20 protein-coding genes are annotated in these 25653 nt (G+C 63.9%); 13 read left to right on the forward strand and 7 right to left on the reverse strand.

Annotation, left to right across the window (positions count from 1 at the left end; all coding sequences use genetic code 11):
- Nucleotides 1-8: 8 nt before the first annotated feature.
- Nucleotides 9-1355 (reverse strand): serine/threonine-protein kinase, encoded by a 1347-nt coding sequence (locus R4P57_RS15400; protein ID WP_317803705.1) that lies wholly within the window; start codon nt 1353-1355, stop codon nt 9-11.
- Nucleotides 1356-1506: 151 nt separating this feature from the next.
- Here R4P57_RS15400 and R4P57_RS15405 point away from each other — a divergent pair, with 151 nt between their 5' ends.
- Together R4P57_RS15405 and R4P57_RS15410 are read left to right on the forward strand one after the other, a co-directional pair.
- On the forward strand, nt 1507-2760 hold the full coding sequence (locus tag R4P57_RS15405) for an EAL domain-containing protein (protein ID WP_317803706.1): 1254 nt from the start codon (nt 1507-1509) through the stop codon (nt 2758-2760).
- Between the two features lie 92 nt (nt 2761-2852).
- Nucleotides 2853-4397 carry an alanine/glycine:cation symporter family protein gene (locus R4P57_RS15410; RefSeq protein ID WP_317803707.1) on the forward strand — a complete coding sequence of 515 codons (1545 nt, stop codon included), beginning with the start codon at nt 2853-2855 and terminating at the stop codon, nt 4395-4397.
- 18 nt (nt 4398-4415) lie between these two features.
- Here the strand turns inward: R4P57_RS15410 and R4P57_RS15415 are convergent, their stop codons facing one another.
- Nucleotides 4416-5924, reverse strand: coding sequence for a PucR family transcriptional regulator (locus R4P57_RS15415; protein WP_317803708.1), 1509 nt, complete (start codon nt 5922-5924; stop codon nt 4416-4418).
- A gap of 128 nt (nt 5925-6052) precedes the next feature.
- On the opposite strand from R4P57_RS15415, the gene R4P57_RS15420 reads away from it, so the two are divergent.
- The 4 genes from R4P57_RS15420 (at nt 6053) to R4P57_RS15435 (ending at nt 11068) form a co-directional block, all read left to right on the forward strand.
- Complete coding sequence (locus R4P57_RS15420) at nt 6053-7510, forward strand: cytosine permease (protein WP_317803709.1); 1458 nt, start codon at nt 6053-6055, stop codon at nt 7508-7510.
- Nucleotides 7511-7551: 41 nt separating this feature from the next.
- Nucleotides 7552-9072 carry an amidohydrolase gene (locus tag R4P57_RS15425; protein WP_317803710.1) on the forward strand — a complete coding sequence of 507 codons (1521 nt, stop codon included), beginning with the start codon at nt 7552-7554 and terminating at the stop codon, nt 9070-9072.
- A gap of 78 nt (nt 9073-9150) precedes the next feature.
- Nucleotides 9151-9783, forward strand: a complete 633-nt coding sequence (locus R4P57_RS15430) for a GyrI-like domain-containing protein (RefSeq protein WP_317803711.1) — start codon at nt 9151-9153, stop codon at nt 9781-9783.
- A 13-nt stretch (nt 9784-9796) separates the two neighbouring features.
- A complete protein-coding gene (locus tag R4P57_RS15435; RefSeq protein WP_317803712.1) occupies nt 9797-11068 on the forward strand; it encodes an MFS transporter in 1272 nt (423 codons plus the stop codon).
- An 18-nt stretch (nt 11069-11086) separates the two neighbouring features.
- Here the strand turns inward: R4P57_RS15435 and R4P57_RS15440 are convergent, their stop codons facing one another.
- The 3 genes from R4P57_RS15440 to R4P57_RS15450 all read right to left on the reverse strand — a co-directional run bounded on the left by R4P57_RS15440 (nt 11087) and on the right by R4P57_RS15450 (nt 13233).
- Entirely contained in the window at nt 11087-11509 is a 423-nt protein-coding gene (locus R4P57_RS15440) for a VOC family protein (RefSeq protein ID WP_317803940.1), read from the reverse strand.
- A 262-nt stretch (nt 11510-11771) separates the two neighbouring features.
- A complete protein-coding gene (locus R4P57_RS15445) occupies nt 11772-12062 on the reverse strand; it encodes a hypothetical protein (RefSeq protein WP_094634454.1) in 291 nt (96 codons plus the stop codon).
- Complete coding sequence (locus R4P57_RS15450) at nt 11983-13233, reverse strand: FAD-dependent oxidoreductase (RefSeq protein WP_317803713.1); 1251 nt, start codon at nt 13231-13233, stop codon at nt 11983-11985. Before R4P57_RS15450 ends, R4P57_RS15445 begins: the two co-directional genes overlap by 80 nt.
- Nucleotides 13234-13314: 81 nt before the next feature.
- Here R4P57_RS15450 and R4P57_RS15455 point away from each other — a divergent pair, with 81 nt between their 5' ends.
- Nucleotides 13315-13878 carry a dihydrofolate reductase family protein gene (locus R4P57_RS15455; protein ID WP_317803714.1) on the forward strand — a complete coding sequence of 188 codons (564 nt, stop codon included), beginning with the start codon at nt 13315-13317 and terminating at the stop codon, nt 13876-13878.
- Nucleotides 13879-13914: 36 nt separating this feature from the next.
- On the opposite strand, the gene R4P57_RS15460 is transcribed toward R4P57_RS15455, so the two are convergent.
- On the reverse strand, nt 13915-14211 hold the full coding sequence (locus R4P57_RS15460; RefSeq protein ID WP_317803715.1) for a DUF503 domain-containing protein: 297 nt from the start codon (nt 14209-14211) through the stop codon (nt 13915-13917).
- A 104-nt stretch (nt 14212-14315) separates the two neighbouring features.
- Here R4P57_RS15460 and R4P57_RS15465 point away from each other — a divergent pair, with 104 nt between their 5' ends.
- Genes R4P57_RS15465 through R4P57_RS15480 form a run of 4 tightly spaced genes read left to right on the forward strand, consistent with a single transcriptional unit; the run spans nt 14316 to nt 19181 of the window.
- Nucleotides 14316-14990, forward strand: a complete 675-nt coding sequence (locus tag R4P57_RS15465) for a GntR family transcriptional regulator (protein WP_317803716.1) — start codon at nt 14316-14318, stop codon at nt 14988-14990.
- 57 nt (nt 14991-15047) lie between these two features.
- Complete coding sequence (gene atzF / locus R4P57_RS15470) at nt 15048-16880, forward strand: allophanate hydrolase (protein WP_317803717.1); 1833 nt, start codon at nt 15048-15050, stop codon at nt 16878-16880.
- On the forward strand, nt 16877-17590 hold the full coding sequence (locus R4P57_RS15475) for an isochorismatase family cysteine hydrolase (protein ID WP_317803718.1): 714 nt from the start codon (nt 16877-16879) through the stop codon (nt 17588-17590). Before atzF ends, R4P57_RS15475 begins: the two co-directional genes overlap by 4 nt.
- A 10-nt stretch (nt 17591-17600) precedes the next feature.
- Entirely contained in the window at nt 17601-19181 is a 1581-nt protein-coding gene (locus R4P57_RS15480) for a regulator (RefSeq protein WP_317803719.1), read from the forward strand.
- Nucleotides 19182-19223: 42 nt separating this feature from the next.
- On the opposite strand, the gene car is transcribed toward R4P57_RS15480, so the two are convergent.
- Nucleotides 19224-22751: a carboxylic acid reductase gene (gene car, locus R4P57_RS15485; RefSeq protein WP_317803720.1), complete on the reverse strand. Its 3528-nt coding sequence runs from the start codon at nt 22749-22751 to the stop codon at nt 19224-19226.
- A gap of 317 nt (nt 22752-23068) precedes the next feature.
- On the opposite strand from car, the gene R4P57_RS15490 reads away from it, so the two are divergent.
- A complete protein-coding gene (locus tag R4P57_RS15490) occupies nt 23069-24865 on the forward strand; it encodes an acyl-CoA dehydrogenase (protein ID WP_317803721.1) in 1797 nt (598 codons plus the stop codon).
- A 25-nt stretch (nt 24866-24890) separates the two neighbouring features.
- Nucleotides 24891-25652 carry an SDR family NAD(P)-dependent oxidoreductase gene (locus R4P57_RS15495; protein ID WP_094614219.1) on the forward strand — a complete coding sequence of 254 codons (762 nt, stop codon included), beginning with the start codon at nt 24891-24893 and terminating at the stop codon, nt 25650-25652.
- The last annotated feature ends 1 nt before the right edge of the window (nt 25653 follow it).

Genomic DNA, 25653 nt, shown 5'->3' on the forward strand with positions numbered 1-25653 from the left:
CCGTCGGGTCAGTTCCCTCGGCCGGAATTGCCGTTGCCGTTCCCACTGTTGCCGGAATTGCCGTTGCCGTTGCCGTTTCCCGAGTTGCCGTTGCCGGAATTGCCGTTGCCGCTCCCGGAGTTGCCGTTTCCGTTACCCGGAGGTAGCGGTGCAGGCGCAGCGGGCTCGATCGGAACCGGATTCGTCGTGGGTACGGGAGCCGGCTCGGGCGGGTTCGAGAAGACCGGAATCGAACTCGCAGGTGCGGGTGGTGTGGGCGCGACTGTCGTCGACTCCACGAGTGTCGGAGTCGGTGTCGACGGCGACATGGGCTCCGGCTCCTCGCCCGTGTCGACTGCGACCCAGACGATCGCCGCTCCCAGCGCAACGAACAGAGCCGCTGCCGCCGGGATCATCCATCGTCGGCGCGGAGATTCTGCTTCGGTCGACGCTGGAACTGCTGGGGGCGCAACCATGTTGGTGGGTTCAACGGGCATCACGGCAGTGCGGGGAAGAGGTGTCGTGCTTCGCGAGAGCCCGCGCAGTCGGTGGGCGACCGCAGCTGCGGCCGGTCGATCCTCCGGGCGTCTGGATGTCATCTCCGTCAACAGTGCGTGCCAGTCCGATCCGAGCCCCTCGGGGACGGCGGGATCGCGGTGCAGGCGCGCCACCGCTGCTGCCACGGCGCTGCCCTCGAATACCATTGTGCCGGTCAGGCATTCGATGAGAACGAGCCCCAGCGTGTAGATGTCCGTCGGTGGCCCTGCGGACGTACCAGTCGCCTGTTCCGGGCTGAGGTAGTGCGCAGTACCGACTGTGGTGCCGTGCTCGGTGAGTCGTTCGGCGTCGACGATACGAGCGATGCCGAAATCGGCAAGTTTGGCGCACTGTCCCACGCCGACGTCCGGAGCCTGCGCAACGAGGATGTTGGCCGGTTTGATGTCGCGATGCACCACACCCTGATCGTGGATGTAAGCGAGAGCCTCCGCCAACTCGCATCCGATCCGAGCGACGTGGGCGCCGTCCATTGTTCGGCCCTGGCGATACGCACTCAGAGTCGGACCGTCGATCAGCTCCATCACCAGGTACGGCACCGGCACCCCGCTGGCATCGGGTGCAGTGCCCGCGTCGTACAGCGTCACCAGACCCGGGTGCGACAGCGATGCGAGAGTCCGAATTTCTGCATCGATGCGCTGGGCAGTATCCGGCGGCTCACCGTGGCGGAATATCTTCACCGCTACGGATCGGCCGAGAACGTGGTCGTCGGCGTGCACGACGTCGGCCATACCGCCGCGCCCCAACACTGTGCCCAGTCGGTATCGACCCGCGAGGAGATGGTCGTGAGGGGCACGAGGACGTGAGTCCGCTCCCACCATCGGTCACCGCCGTTCGTCGAGTCCTTCGAGCACCTTATAGCCAATGAATCGAGGCGCAGACCGCAGTGGGGTATCGGCATCGCGGTGCGGTCGGGCATGATGATGCCCCGGGTGGGGACCGATCGATCAGTATTCGAGGGAGGGCCCACCCATGCAGCGACGTTCGACGAGTGCCGAGATATCGCCGATGTCGATCGGCATCACGTCGGTCTATCAGCCGATAGTCACGCTGGACGGACGCGCCGTCGTGGGGTATGAAGCGTTGGTGCGGACCTGCGGAGACGGTCCGCCGATTCCGCCGCCGGAACTGTTGGGCGTGGCACGGGCACAGGGCGTCACTGCCGATTTCGATTGGCGGTGCCGACTCAGCGCGCTGCTCGGTGCCGTCGAGTCCGGCTATCCCGACCAGCTCGCACTGTTCGTCAATGCCGAACCCATCGCACTCGATGCACCGCCTCCTCGGGACTACCTGGCGATACTCGCGGACGCGGCGCGGCTGTCCGTCATCGTCGAAATCACCGAGCGAGACCTGATGGGTGATCCGGCCGGTCTGCTGAGGGCGGCCGAGCACGCTCGAAACCTGGGGTGGCGAGTCGCCATCGACGATGTGGGAGCAGATTCTTCCAGCCTGGCGCTGATCCCACTGCTGCGTCCCGACGTGATCAAGCTGGACATGACACTCGTGCAGGGGCGTTCGAGCAACGAGACCGCCGCCATCGTTGCTGCCGTTGCCGCCGAGGCCGAACGCACCGGTGCCCTGGTCCTGGCCGAGGGGATCGAAACCGAGCAACACGAGAGTTGTGCGCGCGCGATGGGCGCCGTTCTGGGGCAGGGATACCTCTACGGCGCGCCGGACGTTCTCCCGGATTTCGGTGAGGTGCTCAAGCCTGTCCATTCGCTCGATCTGGATGGAACGGTGACCGTGCGTGCCCCCGTGGCGGTCACGCCCTACGGGCTCACCCATTCGCTCGGTGCCCGCAGGCACGCGGATTCGACACTGCTCGACGCGATCGAGAACAGTTTGCTGCACAGTGCATACGGCACCGGTTCCTCGACCGTCGTACTGGCGACGGTCAGCGCGTCCACCGGCCTGACTCCTGCGCGCGAAGCTATCTTCGAAGACCTTGCCGCACGTACCGCGCTGATGGCTGTCTTCGACTCGCATGCCGCTCCTCCTGCACCCAGCTTCCGTACTGTGGTCGTGGGCGCGGACGAGCCGTTGGCACTGGAACGTTCGATCGTGATCGTGGCTCCGATGTCGAGCGTGGCGCTCATCGCGGTAGAGCGAGGCACGGCCGAGGACGGCACCCCGATGTACGACTACCGCCTCACCTACGACCGCCATGTCGTACTGGATGCTGCAACAGTGCTTTTGAGACGGATACCCGCCAGATCTGCGGCGTGAGCCTGCGGGCTTTTAGTCAAGATCACGTAAATTGTTACTCTAAATTCGGTAAATCGCGACCTCTGCGGTCCACGTGCTGTTCACTCGAAGTCATGAGCTCTCACCCCCTCGTAACCGATGTACTGGCCGCGGACGGAGGCACGATCAGCTCCATCGAGACGGCGATCAACAACGCCTTCGATCCGATCTCCGCTGCCGTGTCGAATGTCGTTTTCTTCACCGTGAATATCGGTGGAGCCGCTGTTCCGTTGATCGTCCTCTGGCTCATCGTCGGTGCCGTCGTCTTCACGGTGGCGTTCAAGTTCATTCAGGTCCGCGGAATCAAGCGAGCGTTGATTCTCGTCAGCGGCAAGGAGGACGAGGCGGACGCGCCCGGTGAAGTCAGCCACTTCCGAGCTCTCACCGCCGCGGTGTCCGGAACCGTCGGGCTCGGCAACATCGCGGGTGTCGCCGTCGCCGTGACGCTCGGCGGACCGGGTGCCACCCTCTGGATGATCCTCGCAGGCCTGCTGGGCATGGCATCGAAGTTCGTCGAGTGCACGCTCGGTGTGAAGTACCGAGACATCAACGAGGACGGCACCGTCTCCGGTGGGCCCATGAAATACCTGACCAAGGGTCTCGCAGAGCGGGGACTCGCCAAGGTCGGCAAGTTCATGGCCGTCTTCTATGCCATCGTCATCACGTTCTTCGCCATCAGCGGCGGCAACATGTTCCAGGCCAATCAGACGTACGCACAGGTCCGTTCGGTCACCGGCGGTGACGATGGATTCCTCGCTTCCGACGGAGCCAAAGCAGTGTTCGGTATCGTCGTCGCGCTGATCATCGGACTGGTCATCATCGGCGGAATGAAATCGATCTCGGCGGTGACCGCCAAACTCGTACCGACCATGGCGCTGATCTACATCGTCGCGTGCGGCGTCGTCATCGCCGTCAACTTCCGTTCGGTCCCCACGGCGTTCACTGCGATCTTCGAGGGTGCGTTCTCGCCCGAGGGTGTGGCCGGCGGCGTCCTCGGCGTCATGATCATCGGATTCCAGCGCGCCGCGTTCTCGAACGAGGCCGGATTGGGTTCGGCGGCCATCGCGCACTCGGCCGTCAAGACCAGGCATCCGGTCACCGAGGGCTTCGTGGCCATGCTCGAGCCCTTCATCGACACGGTCGTCATCTGCACCGCGACCGCACTGACCATCGTGATCGCCAATACCGTCACCTGGCAGGACCAGCGCGCGATCGTCGCCGAGACCGGCGAGCTACCCGCCGGAGGTGTCACCCTCACCTCCGACGCCTTCGAGACCGTGCTGCCGTGGTTCCCGTACGTGCTGACTCTTGCGGTGGCTCTGTTCGCGCTGTCCACTGCCATCACCTGGGCCTACTACGGACTGCAGGCGTGGACGTCGTTGTTCGGACGCAGCCGCTTCTCGCGCACCTTCTTCAACGTGATGTTCTGCATGTTCACCGTCATCGGAACCGTGCTCTCGCTCGGCTCTGTGCTCGATTTCGCCGACGCGACCCTGTTCCTGCTGGCGTTGGTCAACATCACGGGCCTGTACCTGCTGTTGCCTGTGGTCAAGCGCGAACTCTCCGAGTACCTGGCCATGCGCCGAGGCGAGACGGACAAGGTCGACGCCGAGGTGTGAAAAGGATCGGTCGACGGGTCAGCCGCCGGGGCCGGTACTGCCTTGGCGGCGGGCCTGTTCGAGAAACACCGCAGTGGCGATCCCCGGGAATCGAGGGGAGCCTGCCGGTAGTGGCCCGAGAACGTCGAACAGCCTGTCGAGCCGTTGATAGAGCGTCTGCCTCTGTATCCCAAGGCTTTTCGCGGTCTCGGTCTTGCTACCCCAATGGGTGATGTACGCCAGCAGGGTCGCGAACAACTCTCCGTGCCGCTCCCGATCGTGAGCGAGCAATGGTCCGATCTGATCGTGGACGAACTTCTCCACAGTGGATTCCCCCGACATCGACTCCACCAGTAGGGCAAGGGCGAAATTGCGTGCATCGCGGATGCGGTCGTGAGGGCCGAGGTCCAGCGCGAGCACTGCTGTGGCCGTGTTGAAACACCGGCGCAGACCGTGGCGGTCGGAGGCTCCCGGACCGACACCTGCTCGCCGGATACGCAGCTGCGTCGCCTGCAACATCGACAGCACAACCGGTCGTTGAGCGTCGAGCATCTCCTGGCCGGCGAAACCGAGAACCGCGACGTGTCGGTCGCCGATCTTCTGACACCAGTTGTTCGGTGACATCGACCCCAGCGTGCGCTGCAACGTGCCCGCGGCCGGGTCGTCGTCGAATTCGACCGACACTGTCAGGTAAGCGTCGTGCTCGGGCATACCCATGCGCTCGGCGACGCCGTCGAGATGGTCGGTGACATCGGAGGCAGGGTAATTCATCGCTGACAACAGTGAGAAGAAGCGGGTACGCAGTCGGTCTTCCACCCTGGCCGGGCGTGCGCTGAGCAACGCGATCGACAGGATTTCCGGAGCTCTCTCCAAGCCGGCGTTGATCGAGTAGATGTCGGCATCGGGGCCGGGAGCCACGGTCAACACCGCGACGTCCCGACCGCCACTGGTGACGGGTACCTCGAATGTGGTGAAATCCGATGGCTCGGTGACGAGTCCGGATTGCCCGATCAGATCTCCCGAGGCCGAACGCAGCGTCACCGACGACCGAGTCTCGACGGCGAGCACATCGAGAACGGCGTCCACCGCTCCGTCCGTTTCGATCGATGCCGACAGCAACCGAGACATACGGTTTGCCATCTGCAGCCGACGCAGAGCGGAGTCGGCGAGTTGGCTGTTGATGCTCTCGCATACCTGTACGAACGGCACACGGCGTCGGAGATGCACCACTGGAAAGCCGATCCGTTCGGCATGCTCGATCAGAAGCGGCGGAATGACGTCGAGGGTTCCCCCCGTCTCCACCGCGATTCCGACGACTCCCGCGGCATTCATCGACTCGAGGTACGTCACCAGATCGGCGTCGGAACACGCGCCGAAGTACACGCCCTCCATCAGAATCAGCTCCCCGCCGCGCAAGAGCGGTGCGATGTCGAGTTGCTCGCTGGCATGAACCCACCGCAGAGACCGCGTCGACGAGCGGCTTCCCGCGACGAGTTCGGGTCGCGCCGCGGACAGATAGACGTCATCGAAGGCGTCGAGCACATTCATAGGTGACATTTTGTCCACCCGCTGTTACGAGTGGCTTACATTACGTAAGGGTTCGGGAAACACACGGGCATCAGGCTTCTCACCAGGCCGACCGAACTGCCGGTCGACCGCATCCCGAGGAGCTCACGGTGACCACACATTCCCACGACGTCGAGGATTCGCTGCAACCGATTCCCGAGAGCCAGAGAACCACCGCGCTGTCCGGTCAGTTCTGGATCTGGGCGGGTGCGAACATCGCACCGATCAACTGGGTGCTCGGCGCGCTCGGCATCAGCATGGGCCTCGGCCTCGCCGATACCCTGACAGTGCTCGTCCTCGGCAACGTCATCGGAATGGCGATCTTCGGATTCTTCGTTCTGCTGGGGCAACGAACGGGAACGACCGGAATGCTGTTGGGCCGTTCGGTCTTCGGTCGTCGAGGCAACTATGTTCCCTCCGCCGTCCAGGCCGTGGTGGTCGTCGGCTGGTGCGCGGTCAACACATGGATCGTCCTCGACCTGGTGATGGCTCTGTTCGGTGAACTCGGCTGGGTCGACCCGGATGCAGCGAACGTCGGATGGAAGGTCCTGGTCGCTGCTGCCATCATGGCAATTCAGGTCGGTATCTCCATGGCCGGGTACCGGGCGATCGCGGCGTTCGAGCGCTGGACGGTGCCGCCCACCGTCATCGTCCTGGTTCTGATGTCTATCGTGGCCTGGTTCTACCTCGACATCGACTGGAGTTACTCCGGCCCGAACGGTGTTGCCCTGGCCGGCACCGAGCGCATCGTCGCCATGTCGGCCGTGATGACGGCCATCGGAATCGGCTGGGGCCTGACGTGGCTGACCTATGCTGCGGACTACTCCCGGTTCGTGAGCACCAGCGTTCCGCGACGCAAGCTGTACCTGGTCAGTGCGCTGGGACAGTTCATCCCCGTCGTCTGGCTCGGTGTGCTCGGCGCGACGCTGGCCACCACCAACGGCTCCGTCGATCCAGGCAAGCTCATCGTCGAGAACTTCGGTGCGCTCGCCATTCCGGTGTTGCTGTTGGTTCTGCACGGACCCATCGCCACGAACGTCCTCAACGTCTACAGCTTCGGTGTCACGGCGCAGGCCCTCGACATCAAACTGAGTCGGCGGACGTTGAACCTGTGCGTCGGTGTTCTCGCCTTGGCCGCCAGTGTGTTCTTCGTGTTCCAGGAAGATGCGGCGCAGACCCTCGACGCCTGGCTCGTGGGTGTGGTGGGGTGGGTGGCTACGTGGGGCGCGATCATGCTGGTGCACTACTACGTCTTCGAGCGCTCCAGCACTCGTTACGGCCATCTGTTCGACGACGTGGGTTCGAAGAGGATCCAGGACGTCAACTGGCGTGCACTCGTGGCGTTCGCGGTGGGACTTTTCGGCACCTGGATGTTCCTCAACGGCCTGGTCCCGGCGCTGCAGGGATTCGGCTCGCAGGCCCTCGGTGGTCTCGACATCTCGTGGCTCGTCGGCGGTAGTGCTGCAGCGTTGACCTACTACCTTCTCGCACGAAAGTCACATCGGCAGTGGTTGATTCGTCAGCAAAAGCCCGAAGAGCAGGCTCCGGCACCTCAGCCGGTCGAATAGCTCCTCGCCGTCATCGCACCGCGTAGTCAAGGAAAAGAGACATGGGAATCTTCATCAGAAACGCGCACGTCATCACCATGGACGCGCACACCGGATCCGAGCCGATCGTTCGCAGCATCCGGATCGAGAACGACGTCGTCACCGCAATCGCCGGTGATCTCGAACCCCGTGAGGGCGACACGATCATCGACGGGCGCGACCGGCTGGTGACACCGGGTTTCGTCAACGCACATACCCATTCCTGGGAGACGTTCTACAAGGGCAGATACGACAACTTGCCTCTCGAGATGTGGATGGCCATGGCCTATCCGATTCTCGGCGACAGTCGCGTCGAACCCGATCTGGTTCGTCTCCGCAGCACGTTGTTCGCGATCGAATCTCTCGAAGCGGGCGTGACCACGATCGTCGACGACGTTCTGGAGAACCCGACTCAGGATTGGGCGCAGCTGTCGGCTGTGTTCGACGCGTACGAGCAGATCGGCATCAGAGCCAATATTTCCGGACACGTGATCAGCAAGCCCTTCGTCGACACCGTGCCGTTCGTCGTCGACTACCTACCGAAGGAGATCACCGCAGAGATCCTGTCACATCCCGTTCCCACGACGGGGGAGTATCTCGCCTTCAGCAGGCAGGCATTCGAGCAGTATCACGGTCGAGGCAACGGACGTCTGCGGTACATGGTCGCGCCCTCGGCACCGCAACGGTGCGGCGAGGATCTTCTGGTCGGTGCTACGCAGTTGGCGAAGGAATTCGACGCCGAATGCCACGTACACGTGCTCGAAACCAAGACGCAATTGGTTACAGGAACCGAGATGTACGGCGGCTCTCTGGTGGCGTACATGGACAGGATCGGTGCTCTGTCGCCGAATACCACTTTGGCGCATGGTATTTGGCTGACCGAGGATGACATGTCGATGATCGCTTCGGCGGGCACATCGATTTCGCACAATCCGATCTCGAATCTCAAGCTCGGGTCTGGAATCGCCCCGTGGCGTGCACTGCGTAACGCCGGCGTGAACCTCGGACTCGGAACCGACGGGTGCTCGAGCAGTGATTCTCCACGGATGCTCGACGTCGTGAAATCAGCTGCGCTGCTGCATAAGGTCACCAGTCCGGACTTCGCCACCTGGCCGAGAGTGGACGAGGTGCTGCATGCGGCCACGGCCGGAGGTGCCCGCAGTGCACTACTTCAGGACACCGTCGGTTCGGTCGAGGACGGGATGCAAGCAGATCTGGTGATCTTCGACCTCGAGACCATGGCGTTCACCCCTCGGCAGAAGCTCGATCGGCAACTGGTGTACTCCGAGAACGGATCGTCGATCGACACGGTGATCGTGGCCGGACGCATCGTGGTTGAGGGCGGACGGGTCACCACGATCGATCGTTCGGCAGTACTGGCCGAACTCGCCGAGCGCCTCGACGAGATCGTGACGCGCCAGAACGAACTGGATTCGCAGAACAGGCCGCTGCTCGACGCTTTGGCCGCAATGTACGACAAGGCGATGTCGACCCGCGGAGCCGTCAACCGATTCAGTGACGAGGAACGGGCGTGGCTCGTCTGAACGGCCGTCTCCGGGCCGCTGCCCAAGGGCTCGGAACGTTCGGTACGCTCTACCCACGGTCGAACCGGAACGGGTGTCATGAAGATCGATTTCAAGAGGACGCTCGACGCATATTCGGCGCGGCACAACACCTTTCGCACTCTCGTCGTTCCGCCGATGGCCTACCTGATGATCGACGGGCACGGCGATCCGAACACCGCTCCGGAGTATGCGGAAGCGATCGCCGTGCTCTATCCCGTGGCCTATGCGTTGAAGTTCGCCAGCAAGATCGATCTCGACCGCGACTACGTCGTCCCGCCGCTCGAGGCTCAGTGGTGGGCCGAGAACATGGCCTCGTTCACCACCGAGCGCAACAAAGCCGAGTGGAATTGGACCGCCATGATCATGGTGCCCGACTGGATCGACCGCTCGATGTTCGAGGTGGCGCTGGCGTCCGCCGACGCGAAGAGCAACTCGGATGCGTCGAGCAGGGTTCGGTTGGAGACTCTGGACGAGGGACTGTGCGTGCAGACGCTGCATATCGGGTCCTACGACGACGAGACGCCGGTACTCGACGAGCTCCATCATCGATACATCCCCAGTTCCGGATTGGCGATGACGGGCAGACATCACGAGATCTACCTGAGCGATGCGCGCCGGGTCGAACCCGCGAGGCTACGGACAATTCTTCGCCAGCCGGTTGCGCATTCAGCGGAGTCGGCGTCGCTCTGACACGATGACCGTCATGACCAACGCGGTGCGCCCGGCGTCGTTCACCGCCGGGACCCTCACTCTCCTGGGTGCGCTCTACTTCGCGCAGGGCCTGCCGTTCGGATTCTTCACCCAGGCCCTGCCGGTGGTACTCCGGGAGTCGGGGTTCTCCTTGGTGAAGATCAGCGCGACCGGTGTGCTGTTCCTGCCGTGGGCGCTCAAGTTTCTCTGGGCACCGTACGTCGATCGGTACGGATCCAGGCGGCGGTGGCTGCTGTCGCTGCAGTGTTCGGCCGCGGCGGTGGCACTGGCGTTGTCGTTTCTCGATCTGTCCTCGACGTTGCGCTGGTTGTTCGTCGGCATCTTCGTCATGAATGCTCTCTCGGCGACGCAGGACATCGCGACCGACGGCATCGCGGTGCGTACGCTCACCGCGGCGCAGCGCGGGTTGGGCAACGGTCTGCAGGTCGGTGCCTACCGCATCGGGATGGTGTGCGGTGGCGGACTGCTGTTGTGGCTGTTCACCTTTGCCGGATGGCGGGTGCTGTTCCTCGCAATGGCACTGCTGATCGTGCTGACGACGGTCCCCGTGTGGTGGATGCGCAGACAACTCGACGCAGCCGACGCGGACTCCGATCCGCACGCCGATCGCCCGACGCCGGGGCGGCTTGCCGGTGCGTGGTGGTCGCGGCTTCGCAGACCCGGAATGGTGGCATTCATTCTGCTGATCATCGGGTTCAAGTTCGGCAACTCGATGGGGTCGGCCCTCGTGGGTCCGTTTCTGTCGGACAGTGGACTCTCACTGCCCCAGATAGCGTTGGTCGAGGGCGGTCTGTCGTCGGTGGCTGCGGTCGGGGGAGCCGCACTCGGGGCATGGTTGGCGTTTCGGCACGGACGCCGTCTAGCGCTGCTGGTGGGCGGAGTGAGCCAAACACTGAGCCTTGGCCTGTATGTCGTTGCGTCCCTGGGCGTCGGCGGCTTTCCGCTTCTGGTCACCGCCAACATCACCGAACACGTGCTCGGTGGTGCGGCTACCGTTGCGGTGTTCGCGCTGATGATGGACGCGTCCGAAAAACGCTTCGCGGGAAGCGATTACACGCTGATGGCGTGCGCGATCGTCTTCGCGCAGGGCGCGGCCGGGATTGCCGCCGGTGTGGTCGGAGACCTGTTCGGATACACGGCAATGTTCGGTTCCGCGCTCGTCCTGTCCGGTATCGGCTGTGCATTGTTGCTGGTGGCGCTCGATCGGGGCTGGGGGCCCGAAGGTCTCCGACAGGTGATCCCGCCGAAGACCGTCGTCGTGTAGAGGCGGCCGCGTCGACGCTCAGCTCCCAGTGCTGGATCCTGCGATGTTGACCATCCACTGCACGCCGAACTTGTCGGTCAACATTCCGAACGCGTCGCCCCACGGAGCCTTCTCGAGACCCATGGTGAACTGCGCGTCGACGGCCAACTTGTTCCAGTAGCCGGTCAGTTCGTCCTCCTCGTCGCCGCTGAGCGAGACGCTCATGGTGTTGCCGGGGGTGTGCTCCATCGACGACGGCGTGTCGGCTCCCATCAGACTGAAGCCGTTCGGGGTGGTCAGCTGGCCGTGCATGATCTTGTCCTGGTCGGCGGGATCCTCGCTGGCATTGGCCTCGCCGAGCGTGGTGACGGTGAGCTCGCCACCGAAGACCGACCGATAGAACTCCATCGCCTCGCGGGCGTTGTCTCGGAACGACAGATAGGGATTGAGAATGGACATGATCGAAGTCTCCTTCTTCGCTGAACGAGCGGGCTGAACTAAGTCGACGGCATCCGTCGAAACAGTAGACACGCACCACGTCGGAAAGTCACCGCAGAAGATCAGATGGAGGCGTCGGTGTCGGCCAGAATGGTGCGCAGTGCGGCCACATGACGCCGATACGCCGTTCTACAGTCCTTGGTCAACAACAACCACAGCCGACGCGAGTCCGTCCGTGATCGCCGCTGCTCGGATAGTTTCCACTATGGCAACAATCCGGCGAGGGTCAGGTGTCGGCCGGCCGCGATACTTCCGATTCCCATCGGGCCCGTCGCTCGTCGTCGGACTGCTCCCACCACGGTGTTCCTCGCTCGCCGAGGGCGACTTTGGTGGCCTGCACACCTGCACGTGATTCCGGTGCGCCCGACGTGCGTTTGACCTCCCTGCGCCACGCCATCAGAATCGACCGCAACTCGGCATTGCGATCCTCCGGGATGTCAGGATCCGTTGCGCGCCAACGTCGACCCTTGATGACGATGTAGTGACCGTCCTCGGTGCGTTCCGGTTCTTCGGCCATGGGTCCACACTGCCATGCGTCGGCTGCTCAGATACTGCGGCACTGCAATTGTGTCGAGTCCGAGCGCCACGGCGGCACGAGCGGTGACCGGTCCGACCAGATTGCCTGTCCCGTTGTAGCCGCCGAATGCGATCACGGTGTCGTCGACGAATGTGCACAGCGGCCGCCCATCCGTGGTGAATCCGACGGATGCAGCCCACCGCGCATCAACCGAGACTGGTTCTCCTGCAAACGATGTCGCGACCGATTCGATGTAGCGCTGCACCTGGGCGGTCGGTTCACCGGACGGTGTCCACTCGTCCTCCGCGAAGAGGTCACGACCGCCCCCGACATACAGCCGTCCCGACGCGTCCTGCTGCGCGTAGTCGTACCCCCATCGTCCGTACACGGGGCACGGCAGTCGTCCCGGCGTGACGGGTGAGGTGGCGAGCATCTGCAGACGTGCGGTCCGAACCCGGCCGTCGAGCTGGGGGAGTACCTGTTCGAGCCGACCGTCGACGGCAACGAGAACCAGGCCGCACCGAATCACCCCCCACGGCGTCGTGACCGCTCCTGGCCCGATGGAGGTTGCGGGCGTGTGCTCGTACAGCCGGGCGCGGCCCGCGAGGATCGACGCCAACCCGAGCGCGCGACGCGCAGGGTTCATCACCGCGTCGTCCGGTAGGAAGATGCCGCGTCCCAACTCGCCGGAATATTGCTCGACGGCAAAGTCGTTCTCGCGCAAGCACTGTGCCAGCGCGTCGCAATCCTCCGAATCGGAGAGCTCGATCGGCGCACCGGGGACTCCGGCGAGCCTGATGGATCCGGTGCGGCGGACGACGTCGGATCCGAGAAGCCCTTCCAGAGAATCTATCTCGGCAAGAGTCGCTCGATACAGATCCAGTGCGCACCGACCCCATGTAGCGAGCGCTGTGTGCAGAAAGGTCGCAGGTCCACCGAGCAGGAAGCCGCCGTTCCGACCCGCGGCACCGGCAGCGACCCGCCCTGCGTCGATTCCGACCACATCGAGACCACGGTCGAGGAGGTCGGCGACAGCGGCCAGCCCCGAGCCTCCCAGACCGACGACGCAGACGTCGGCGGTGCCGTCACGCTCGAGTACGGGCAAGCCCGGCCAGCCGGACACGACCGGGTCGTCGTCCCACGCCGGGCGGGACATGTCGCTGGCAATCATCGGTCGATCGTATCGACCGATTCGGCGGGCGGATGGTTTACGATTCCGGCACCCGCATCCCAGCACCGGTAAGGACCGTTCATGCGCACAGTGATCGTGACCGCGTTCGTTTCGCTCGACGGCGTGATGGAGGGACCCGGCGGCGAGGTGGGCTATCGCAACTCCGGGTGGACGTTTCAGGGCATCGAATTCGACCCGGCAGCGTACGAGATCAAGGGGCGCGAGCAGGACGAAGCCGCTGCGCTGCTGTTGGGCCGCACCTCGTACGAGGCATTTGCGCCGATCTGGCCCACCATGGACGACTTTGCCGGGTACAACGCGATGCCGAGGTACGTGGTGTCCTCGACGCTCGAACAGGACGACTCACGGTGGCCCGCAACCATTCTGCGCGGTGTCGACGACGTTGCCGAGCTCAGGAACTCCGATGGTGGGCCGATCTCGATACACGGCAGCGCCACCCTGGGGCGAAGTCTCGCCGACGCCGGGCTCGTCGATCGGTACCACCTGCTCGTCTTTCCGCTCCTGCTCGGGGCGGGAAAGCGACTGTTCAGTGAGGCCGACAAGGACACCACGCATCTCGAACTGGTCGAACACGAGGTCTACGGCAACGGAATTCAGAAGCAGGTGTTCGACGTACGTCGATGACCCCGCGACGTACGTCGATGCACCGCGGGGTGGGCCTCAGACGTCGTCGCTTCGGATGGTGCGCCGCCGAACGGAGACGAGTTGCAGCTCGGGACGTGAGGCCGCCACGCGCTCGATTCGGTCGAGTACGTCGGTGACGTGGTCGAGATCGCCTGCTACGACGGACGCGCCGATACCTGCTCGCCTGTACAATTCGCGATGATCGGTCTCCGCGACCGACACCGCGAACTTGCGTTGCATGTCGGAGATCACCGGCCGGATCACGGAGCGCTTCTCTTTGAGTGAGTGAACATCTCCGAGAAGGAAGTCGAATTCTATCCATCCAATCCACATATGCCGACCATTCTAACGCTGGAGGGATGCCCGAGCGCTCGGGATTCGACTCGGCGACGCTTCGGATGCGCACCATTCGCCGAACATGTTCGTACACTGGCGGCATGGCTGCACCGGCGGAACACGGCTCCTTGCCGCCGAGCCTTGTCGAAATGGCGACTCGCCAGGTCCGATCCGAGGTGCTCAGCGGTGCGCTCGAGCCCGGATCCCGCGTGGTCGAGGAAACCCTGTGCGCGCGCCTCGGGATCAGCCGAGCACCGGTACGTGAGGCGTTGCGCCTGTTGGCTCAGCAGGGTCTGGTCGAGCATCTCCCACGTCGCGGGTTCCGAGTGACGGTGTGGTCGGCAGAGGACATTCTCGAACTCTTCGAGCTGCGTCAGGTTCTCGAACGGCATGCGCTCGAGCGTGCGCTTCCGCTCGCGTCGTCTCCCGACGGTGCGTTCGCGCCGGTGAGAACGGCGCTCGACGAGATGCGTGACGCCGATGCGCGGGGCGACACCCTCGAGAAGGACGACGCCCACCGGCGTTTCCACGAGGCCATCGTGGCGTTGGCCGGCAGTCGCCAGCTCGATGTGGCGTATGCGCCGATCCTGCTGAAGCTGCAGCTACCGATGGCCCGCAACCTCAGGGAAGAAGCCCGAGTCGCCAATCCGGTCGACGGGATCCGGCGTCACGAGTGGTTGCTCGACGCCATCGAATCGAACGACGTGTCGGTGGCACTCGCTGCGTTGAAGCAGCATGGCGAGCTGACCTACCTACATCTCGAGAGTATTTCCTAACAGACTCGAAACACGGCATCAACCTGCAGTAACAGAAAACTGTCGACAATCGACGGTATGAATTCAGACCTGGGACCGACACTCGGCCCGACCGTTACCGAGATGCTCGCGGCGTACCGAACCGGCACATCGACTCCCACTGCAACGGTCGAGGCGTTCTCGACCGCCGTGGCTGCACGCGGCGACGACGGAACGTGGATCACCGTCGTCGGCCGTGCGGAATTGCTCGCGGCCGCCGCGGCACTCGAAGCGCGACCCGACGCAGTGTCGCTACCCCTGTACGGAATTCCCTTCGGGGTCAAGGACAGCATCGATGTGGCCGGATACCCGACCACCCTTGCCTGTCCCGACTACGCCTACACGCCGGATTCGACGGCCCCGGCAGTGCAGGCGTTGGTCGACGCCGGAGCCATTTTCGTCGGCAAGACCAGCCTCGACCAGTTCGCGACCGGGCTGAACGGAACCCGCACGCCGCACCCGATTCCGCGGAGCGTCTACGGCGACGACATGATCTCCGGTGGCTCGAGTTCCGGTTCGGCACTGGCCGTCGCCCTCGGGCAGGTGCCGTTCTGTGTGGCCACCGACACCGCAGGATCGGGTCGAGTGCCTGCCGCTCTCAACGGCATCGTCGGATACAAGCCGTCGCGCGGCCTGATCAGCACCGTCGGACTCGTCCCCGCGTGCAAGTCTCTGGACTGCATCACCCTGATGGCGACCACGATCGAGGATCTCGACCTCGTGTTCGACGTCATGTGTACCGAGGATCCGGCGGACGGGTGGGCACGTCCACGCGGAGGACGGTCCGACGGGCGGGAGATCACCGTCGGACTACCGGACCTGCAGCAGCTGGATTTCTTCGGCGACGCAGCCATGCGCGATGCGCATTCGGTTGCGCGCCTGTCGCTTCCCGAACATGGATTACGCACCACCACAGTCGACCTCATGCCGTTCCTCGATGCCGGTTCGCTGCTGTATCAGGGGCCGTGGGTCGCCGAGCGACTGGTCGAGTTCGACGAATTCCTGAGCGAGAAGCCCGATTCCATCGTTCCCGTCGTCCGTGAAATCTTTCTGGGTGGGCGCCGGTACAGCGCCGTCGACGCCTTCCGTGCACTGCAGACGCTGCAAGACCTTCGCGCTCGCGTCGCGCAGCTCTGGACGTCGATGGACGTGATGATCGTGCCGACCATCGGCACCACCTTCACCGTGCCGGAGGTGCTCGCAGACCCCATCGCGTGCAATACGAAACTCGGTCACTACACCCACTTCGGGAACCTTCTCGACCTGACAGCCGTAGCGGTTCCCGTGGGACTCACCGAGGACGGTCGACCGGTCAGTCTCATGGTGATCGGGCCTGCGCTGGCCGACGATACGATCCTCGCGGTCGCGGCCCGGTTGCTACGAGAAGGGCGCGCTGACCCACCGCCTGCCGTAGCCGGACGCTCGACAGTGGAGACCATAGACATCGTCGTAGCCGGGCACCACCTGTCGGGGGAGCGGGCCAACCCGCAGCTTCTCGAGCTGGGCGGGTCCCTGGTCGAGGCCACGTCCACCGCGCCGACGTACACACTGCTTCGGATCGGAACCGCCGATCCGACACCCGGCCTGCTGCGAGTTCCATTCGGCGGCAGCGCAATCGACGTGGAGAGGTGGCGTCTGCCCGCCACTTCTCTTGCGGTACTCGCGGGCAGAATGCCAGCGGTACTCGCTCTGGGACGAGTACTGCTGGCCGACGGTTCCGACCTTCTCGGCTACGTCTGCGACGCCACTGTGCAGACCGGCACGGAGGGGCACACCGTCGACGACATCAGCGAGTTCGGTGGCTGGCGGGCATATTCCCGGGCGATCAGTTCTGCTCACGACACTTCCATTGCAGCACAGGAGATCTCATGACCTCAGCACACACACCGGAAACGACGATACCCTCGGCGTCACCATCGGAGTTCACCATCGATGCCGCGACGACGGCGCTGCTCGTCATCGACATGCAGAGGGACTTTCTGCTTCCAGGGGGGTTCGGTGAGAGCCTCGGCAACGATGTCGGCCTGCTCCGAACCGTGATCGAACCACTCACAGGTCTCATCGCTGTGGCACGAGAAGCCGGGATACCCGTGATCCACACCAGGGAGGGGCATCTGCCTGATCTGTCCGACTGTCCACCGGCAAAGCTTCGCCGCGGCACCCCGTCACAGCGCATAGGCGATCCAGGAGCGTTCGGCCGCATCCTGATTCGCGGCGAGTACGGTCACGACATCGTCGACGAACTGGCACCGATCGACGGCGAGACCGTCATCGACAAGCCCGGAAAGGGGGCGTTCTACGCCACCGAGCTCGCCGAGATTCTCACGAGCGCCGGAATCACCACGCTGCTCGTCACCGGTGTGACGACCGAGGTGTGTGTGCACACCACGGTTCGGGAGGCCAACGATCGAGGATACGAGTGCCTGGTCGTGACGGACTGTGTCGGTTCGTACTTCCCGGAGTTTCAGCGAGTCGGCCTCGAGATGATTTCGGCCCAAGGTGGAATTTTCGGGTGGACCGCGCCGTCGGAGGACATCGTGGCCGCGTTGTCTGCTTTCGTCCCCACCTCGGCGAGTCGATAGGACCTCGGACATGACCATGGACGTGAAAGATTCACCCGCTGCCGGCCCGTCGTCTCCGTTCGCTCTCGCGTGGTGGACCAAGGGCGACACCAACGCATTCTTCGGACTCGGCTTCAACATTCTCGTCAACGTGCTCACTCTGACGACACTGAGTATCGCCGTGGTCGGGATTCCGTCGAGTGACGTCCTCGGGACCTTGCTCCCTGCCCTCGGAATCGCCCTGATCCTGGGGAACCTGTACTACATGGTTCTCGCTCGTCGACTTGCCAAGCGCGAGAACCGAACCGATGTGACCGCGCTACCGTACGGTCCGAGCGTTCCGCACATGTTCATCGTCGTGTTCGTGGTCATGCTCCCGGTCTACCTGGCGACCGGCGACGCGGTTCAGGCGTGGGCGGCGGGGCTCGCCTGGGCCTTCATGATCGGCATCATCGTCATGATCGGAGCGTTCGTCGGGCCCTACATTCGCAGGATCACTCCGCGTGCGGCGATGCTCGGCACGTTGGCCGGCATCTCCATCACGTTCATCGCGATGCGCCCGGCCGCGCAGATGTGGGAGGCCGCCTGGATCGGATTGCCCGTTCTCGCCATCATTCTCATCGGCTTCTTCACGGATGTGAAGTTGCCCGGCAACATCCCGGTCGGGCTCGCCGCGCTCCTGGTGGGCACGGCGATCGGCTGGATCGGCGGATACATGTCCGTGCCGGACGTGACCGAGGCGGCGAGCAACATCGCACTCGGCCTTCCCGATCTACGCCTCGACCTGCTACTCGACGGTCTCGGCAATCTGGCACCGCTACTCGCGACCGCAATTCCTCTGGGGGTGTACAACTTCACCGAGGCGATGAGCAACGTCGAGAGCGCATCTGCTGCCGGAGACAACTACAACCTGCGCAGTGTGCTGCTCGCCGACGGCTTCGGTGCGGTCGTCGGCTCGGCATTCGGCTCGCCGTTCCCGCCCGCGGTCTACATCGGTCATCCCGGCTGGAAGGACGCAGGCGGCCGGACCGGATACTCGGTCGCGTCGGGCGTCGCGATCGGGTTGATGTGTTTTCTCGGATTGTTCGGATTGCTGGCAACGTTGCTGCCGATTCCTGCGATCGTCCCGATTCTGCTGTACATCGGACTGCTGATCGGTGCCCAGGCGTTCCAGTCGGTGCCGAAGCTGCACGCCATCGCGGTGGTGGTGGCACTGCTTCCCAACCTCGCGGAATGGGCGGTGGGTCTGATCGACAACGCACTCAGCGCGGCAGGCACATCGGCGACGGAAGTGGGAAGCGAGGCACTGGGTCAGGCCGGTGTCGTGTACGACGGGCTGAAGACGTTCGGGTCGGGAGCGGTACTCGCCGGACTGATGTTGGGGACCATCGTCACGTTCGTTCTCGACAAACGGTTTCTCGCCGCAGCCGCAGCGGGTGGGGTGGCCGCGGCACTGTCGTGGGTCGGTCTGATCCACTCGCACGAGGTGGGGTGGGCAGCCAATCCCCAAGTAGCCCTGGGCTATCTGTTCTTCGGGCTCGTGTGTCTGGCGTACTCGCGGCTGATTCCCGCCCCGAAGCCGACGAGCGAGCCACAACCGGTCGGGGAGTAGGGCTTCCCGATGCGGGCCGCACGGCCCGCATCGGGAACTGCTCTAGCGCTTGCTCACGAGCTCGAGCGCCACGAGATCGGAGAGATACTTCTCGATCAGTTCGCGTCCGAGGTGCGGAATATCTCCGACGGCCGCGGCGAACTCGTCGGCAGGCAGGATCGCCCCGGACGACGGGTGTTGCGGGTGCGCGTACGAATCGATCAGGGGGAGCAGCGAGTGCGAACGCTGCTTCTCCGGAAGAGCCTCGACTGCAGCGCTGAAACGCTCGAACCATTCGTCGTAGTTCTCGACGATGTCGATATCGCGACCTGCGTCACGGATCCAATCGACGAACGTGTCCAGCGAGATGTCGTCGTCGTGTGGGTTGAGGATGTCGAAGGTTCGGTAGCCCGAGGTTTCCCCACCCGCGATCGACGTGATGGCCGACGCACTGAAATCGGCAGGCAGTCCGTCGTAGTGGGCCAGCGGTCGACCCTTCTCGTCGGTCGGTGCCCCGGTGTCGGTGGCGTAGAACGTGTGCGGAGCCAGACCGGTTGCGACGACCGACAAGATCAAACGCGTGAACACGTCCGGCACGTTGAGCTGACCCGTCCACGTGCTGTGCGCCAGAATCATGTCCGAGCGGAAGACCGATACGGGCAGGCCGAACTCGTCGAACGCATTGCGCAACAGCACTTCACCGGCCCACTTGGAGTTGCCGTAGCCGTTGGCGTACGAACTGTCCACGGCCCGCGACTGACTGTCGACGCGGATGTCGCCGTTCTCTCGGAAATTCTCGACGCCCGCTGCGACGGCAACCGTCGACAGGTAGGTCACCGGCTTGACGTGGTGAGTGAGCGCCAGCCGAATCACCTCGGCCGTGCCGACGACGTTGGGGCCGAAAAGGTGCTCGTACGGCAGGGCATGGTTGACGAGCGCTGCGGGGTGGACGATGCGATCCACCCGTTCGGCCAGCGCCTCGAATACGTCGTGGTCCAAGCCGAAGTGAGGTGTCCCGAGATCGCCCGCCACGACCTCGAGCGCGGCGTCGGCCAAGGTTCGATAGCGCTCCGACAGTTCTGCGTCTCCACTGTCGAAGGCTGTATCGAGTCGGGCTCGCGCGTCGGAATCGGAGCGTCCGCGCACCAGGCAGACCACCTTTCCGTCGACCTCGGCCATGCGCTCCAGCCACTCCAGGCACAGGAAGCGACCGAGGTACCCGTTGGCACCGGTCAGCAGAACGGTGTCGGTTCGTGTGCGTGGGCCCGAAACATGACGTGCGGCATCGAGGACTGCGTCGTCGAGAAATGCCGACAGCCGCAGGTCGGACGCCTCGGCGACCGTTGCACCGCGACCGTGGATCGAGGCGAATGTGGCCGTGTCGGAATCGTTGTCGCGGGCCGCGGAAATGTACTCGGCCAGTGCTGCCAGGTCCATGGCGGGCCCGGTGATCACACCCACCGGCACGTCGACCTCGTAGATGTCCCGCAGGAGCGTCGAGAACGTCAACGCCGACAACGAGTCTCCGCCGAGATCGCTGAAGTGAGCATCGGGTCGGACATCGGATTCGTCGCATCCCAGCAGGGCCTGGGCGGCATCGCCGACCGTGGTCAGGACGGGGGCATCGGCACCACTGCGCCTGAGCTCGCGCAGGCGCTCGTTCTGACCGGATTCGAGTTCTGCGTAGCGGCGCTCGAGTTCGTCTCCGTAGCGCTCGACGAGTTTGGGCCGCAGTTGCTTGCCTGCGCCGGACAGCAATCCGTTGTCCTGTGTGAACGGGTGGTGTTCCAGCACGACCTCGCGCGGAATTTCGTACGAGTTCAGCGCTTCCGTGCGTGCGATGTGCTGCAACGATTCGATGACCGAACCCGCAGTTGTGTCCGGGTGAGCCGGAACGACCACTGCCAGGAGGTACGCCCGTTGGCTGTTGCCGTACAGGAATATCTGATCGACCAGCTCGCTGGTACCGAACAGGGCTTCGAGGCGCGCCAGTGCCACGAACTCGCCCTGAGCCAGTTTCAGAACGTTCTTGCGCCGGTCGACGTAGGCGAGTCGGTCCGGCTCGATCTCGGCGACGACGTCACCGGTGCGATAGAAGCCCTCGGAGTCGAAGACGTCGGCCGTGACGTCCGGGCGCTTGTAGTAGCCGGGAATGATGGACGCCGTCTTGAGGAGGAGCTCACCGCGCGGATGCGGTGTGTCGGTGGAGAAGTAACCGAGTTCGGGCACATCGTCGAGCTTGTAGTCGATCACCGGTGGGCGTTGAACGACGCCGTCGTGCAACACCATTCCGGCTTCGGTGGAGCCGTAGTTGTCTCGCACCCGAATATCGAGCAGCTCCGTGACGAAGTCCTTGACCTCCTCGGCGATCGGTGCGGTGCCGACCATTGCTGCAAGAATACGACCGCCGAATTGTTCGATCCTGTTGCGTTCGAGTACCTCTCGACGCGTACTGTCGGCATCGCCACCGGCAGAGCGTTCGACCTCGCGGTCGATCTCGGCGAGGATGTTGTGTCGAATCATCTCGCACACCCGCGGGATCAACAGTGCCATCGTGGGACGGGCGAGTGCGAAATCCTCGAAAAGGGTCGACAGGTCGCTCGCTCCTGCGAAGTGGACGGTCCCGCCGGCGGCGAGCGTCGAGAAGACGAGGCCACGGCCGGCCAGGTGACTCATCGGAAGGTAGTCGAGAGTGATGACCGGGAAGGCCGGCCGGTCCGTGGATTCGGAGGAAGCTCCGGTGTGGTGCCACGCTCCGGTCCATGCTCCGCACACGATTCGTTCGGTGTGCATCGCCCCCTTGGGCGTTCCGGTGCTGCCGGAGGTGTAGATCAGCGTCGCGAGTCGGTCAGGATCCTCGGCATCGGGTAGTGGAACCTCCGGTAGTCGCGCGCCGTCGCGAACCAGCTCGGTGAGCGGCCGAACGAAGACTCCCACCTGTTCGGCATCGCTGTGTGCGGACTCCATGATCCGTGCGTGCGCGTCGATCGCACCGTCGTAGTCGAGGACGACGATTCGCCGAATGGACCGACAATGCGTGGCAACCTGGACCGCGACGGACAGGTTGTCGACATCGGCTGCGAGGACGACGGGTTCGACCTCGTCGGCGATGGCCGAGAGCTGGCCTGCGGTGGCACCGGCCTGCAACGGAACGGCAATCGCGCCGAGTCGGATCGTGGCCAATTCCGCTATGACGTAGTCGGCACTCGCGAATCCCAGGGTTGCGAAGAAGTCTCCTGAAGCGATACCGAGTGTGTCGTGCGTCAGCGCCGAGGCCAGTGCACCGGCGTCGTTCCAGGCTTGGCCGTAGGTGACGGTCTCGAAGCGCGGGAGCAGGCGAAGGGTGTTCGCATCGTCGATTCGGGCGATCTCTCGAGCCCTGCGGCCGAGGGCCTGCCGATCCGAGTAGCGAGTCATGATCTCGGCAACCACGCGGGCCAGGTTGGGCGACAACTCCTGGGCGGCGTCGGCCACTGCGCTGTCCGGTTCGGCGGCGCGAAACTCCTGGTCGGACTCGTGCAGCTCCTGGAATCGACTGCGTTGCCTGCTCTCTCGGTCCTGTCGGCTGTCGACGGCCAGTGTGTGCGTCATGCTCGACTCCCTCCGACGAAGCGCACCGATCGTTCGGGGCACCTCGCGATTGTCCGCGTCATATCGTTATCAAAGGTAAGTATATGCCGTGGGGGACCTCGCCAATCGTGATGCTCCTCATAGTCCGATTAGTCGTAAAAGTCTGCCTGACTGCACTTTTGGAGCCCGGATCGCGGACGCGGATCTGGGGCGACAGCTCACGTGGGTACTCGGTGAAAGCGGGGGATCGCGACTTGTATGGTGAGTCCACAGTCATGTGCGTCACAGTGCTCGTCACCATCGTGCGCACGTGTCACCCCTCGCGATCGGAGAAGTGAATGTCGGACGTCCTCTCGCGGCGCGACCTGGATTTTCTGCTGTACGAATGGCTGGACGTGGCGGCACTGACTGCTCGTCCGCGTTTCGCGGAGCACTCGAAGGAGACCTTCGACGCGGTCCTCGACCTCAGCGCGGACATCGCCCGCAAGCATTTCGCGCCGCACAACAAAAAGGCGGACGCGCAGGAGCCGACGATGAATGCGGACGGTTCGGTCGAACTGATACCGGAAGTCAAGGTAGCGCTCGACGTATACGCCTCGGCGGGTCTGATCGCCGGGCAGTTCGACGAGTCGATCGGCGGCATGCAATTGCCCGCGACCGTCTCCCGGGCAGCAATGGCGTTCTTCCAGGCCGCCAACGCCGGGACATCCTCGTATCCGTTCCTCACCATGGCCAACGCCAACCTGATCGCGACGTACGGCACACCGGATCAGGTGCGAGATTACGTCCGGCCCATGCTGGACGGGCGCTGGTTCGGAACCATGTGCCTGTCGGAACCGCAGGCCGGATCGTCACTGGCGGACATCACGACCAAGGCAGTCCCGCAGGACGACGGTAGCTTCCGAATCACCGGTACCAAGATGTGGATTTCGGGTGGAGATCACGAACTCACCGAGAACATCGTTCACCTGGTGCTCGCCAAGACGCCGGGTGGACCACCGGGGGTCAAGGGAATCTCCCTGTTCATCGTTCCCAAATTCCTTCCCGATGGCGACGGCGGTACAGGCGAGCGCAACGACATTGTGTTGACCGGCCTCAATCACAAGATGGGAAACCGCGGAACCACCAATACCCTGCTGGCCTTCGGCGACGGAACCCACTCTCCCGGTGGGCAACCCGGAGCAGTCGGCTTCCTCGTCGCCGAGGAGAACCGCGGATTGTCGTACATGTTCCACATGATGAACGAAGCCCGGATCGGCGTCGGATTCCTCGCGATCGCCCTCGGCTACGTCGGTTACCTGAAGTCGGTGGAGTACGCGAGGACCCGTACTCAGGGTCGACCGCTCGGTGCCAAGGATCCGGCTGCACCCGCGGTCGCGCTGATCGAACACGCCGACGTTCGTCGAATGTTGTTGGCGCAGAAGTCCTACGTCGAAGGGGCGCTGGCGCTCGGACTCTACTGTTCGCGTCTGGTCGATCATCAGGACTCGGCGTCCGACGATGCCGAAGCAGCGCGATCGACACTGCTGCTCGACGTACTGACGCCCATCGCCAAGAGCTGGCCGTCGCAGTGGTGCCTCGAAGCCAACAGTCTGGCCATTCAGGTGCACGGCGGCTACGGATACACCCGCGACTACGACGTCGAGCAGCACTACCGCGACAATCGCCTCAATCCGATCCACGAAGGCACACACGGTATTCAAGGTTTGGATCTGCTCGGGCGCAAGGTGATCATGCAGGGCGGCGCGGGATTGGCTCTGCTGGCCGAACACATCGGGGAGACAGTCGAGCGGGCGCACGCCGCCGGCGGTGATGCTGCTCGGTATGCGGCCGAACTGCACGCACGCTTCGGCAGAATCGTCGAGGTCACCGCGGCAGTGTGGAATACCGGCGATGCCGCCGTGGCGCTGGCGAACTCCACGGCTTACCTCGAAGCGATGGGGCATACGGTCATCGCCTGGATGTGGCTGGAGCAGTTGCTGGCCGTCGGCACGAAAGCTGGAGACTTCTACGACGGAAAGCGTTCTGCAGCAAAGTATTTCTACGTCTACGAATTGCCGAAGGTGGACGTTCAGCTCGATCTGTTGGCGAGACTGGACCGCACGACCCTCGATATGTCACCCGCTTGGTTCTGAGTCGAGTACAAGGAGATTCATCAACATGTCGATCTTGGACAAATTTCGCTTGGACGGTCGCGTCGTCATCGTCACCGGTGCATCCTCGGGACTGGGCGTGGCATTCGCCAAAGCAGCCGCCGAGGCAGGAGCGGATGTGGTGCTCGCTGCACGGCGAGTGGACAAGTTGGCGCAGACCGCCGAGTTGATCGACAGCGTCGGAGGACGCTCGATCACGGTCGCCACCGACGTGGTCGACCCGGATCAGTGCACCGCGATGGTCGAGGCCGCGATGACGGAGTTCGGAAAGGTGGACATTCTGATCAACAACGCCGGAGTCGGCACGGCCTACCCCGCCACGCGTGAGACACCCGAGCAGTTCCGCTCGGTGATCGACATCAACTTGAACGGGTCGTACTGGGCAGCGCAGGCCTGTGGACGGGTGATGGCACCCGGCAGTTCGATCGTGAACATCTCCAGCATTCTGGGGCTGACCACCGCAGGCCTACCGCAGGCGGCCTACAGCGCCAGCAAGGCAGCCATCATCGGCCTCACCCGCGATCTCGCTCAGCAATGGGGCGCGCGAAAAGGCATCAGGGTCAACGCTATTGCGCCAGGTTTCTTCCAGAGCGAGATGACGGACTCGTACCAGCCGGGATACCTCGACTCGATGGCTCCGCGAATGATTCTCGGACGCAAGGGCGATCCCGAAGAACTGGCCGCAACCGCGATCTGGCTCGCCTCGGACGCCGGGGGATACGTGACGGGTCAGACCATCGCGGTCGACGGCGGGATCACGATCACCTGAC

It is taken from the genome of Rhodococcus sp. IEGM 1330 (genome assembly GCF_033142445.1).
Lineage (GTDB): Bacteria > Actinomycetota > Actinomycetes > Mycobacteriales > Mycobacteriaceae > Rhodococcoides.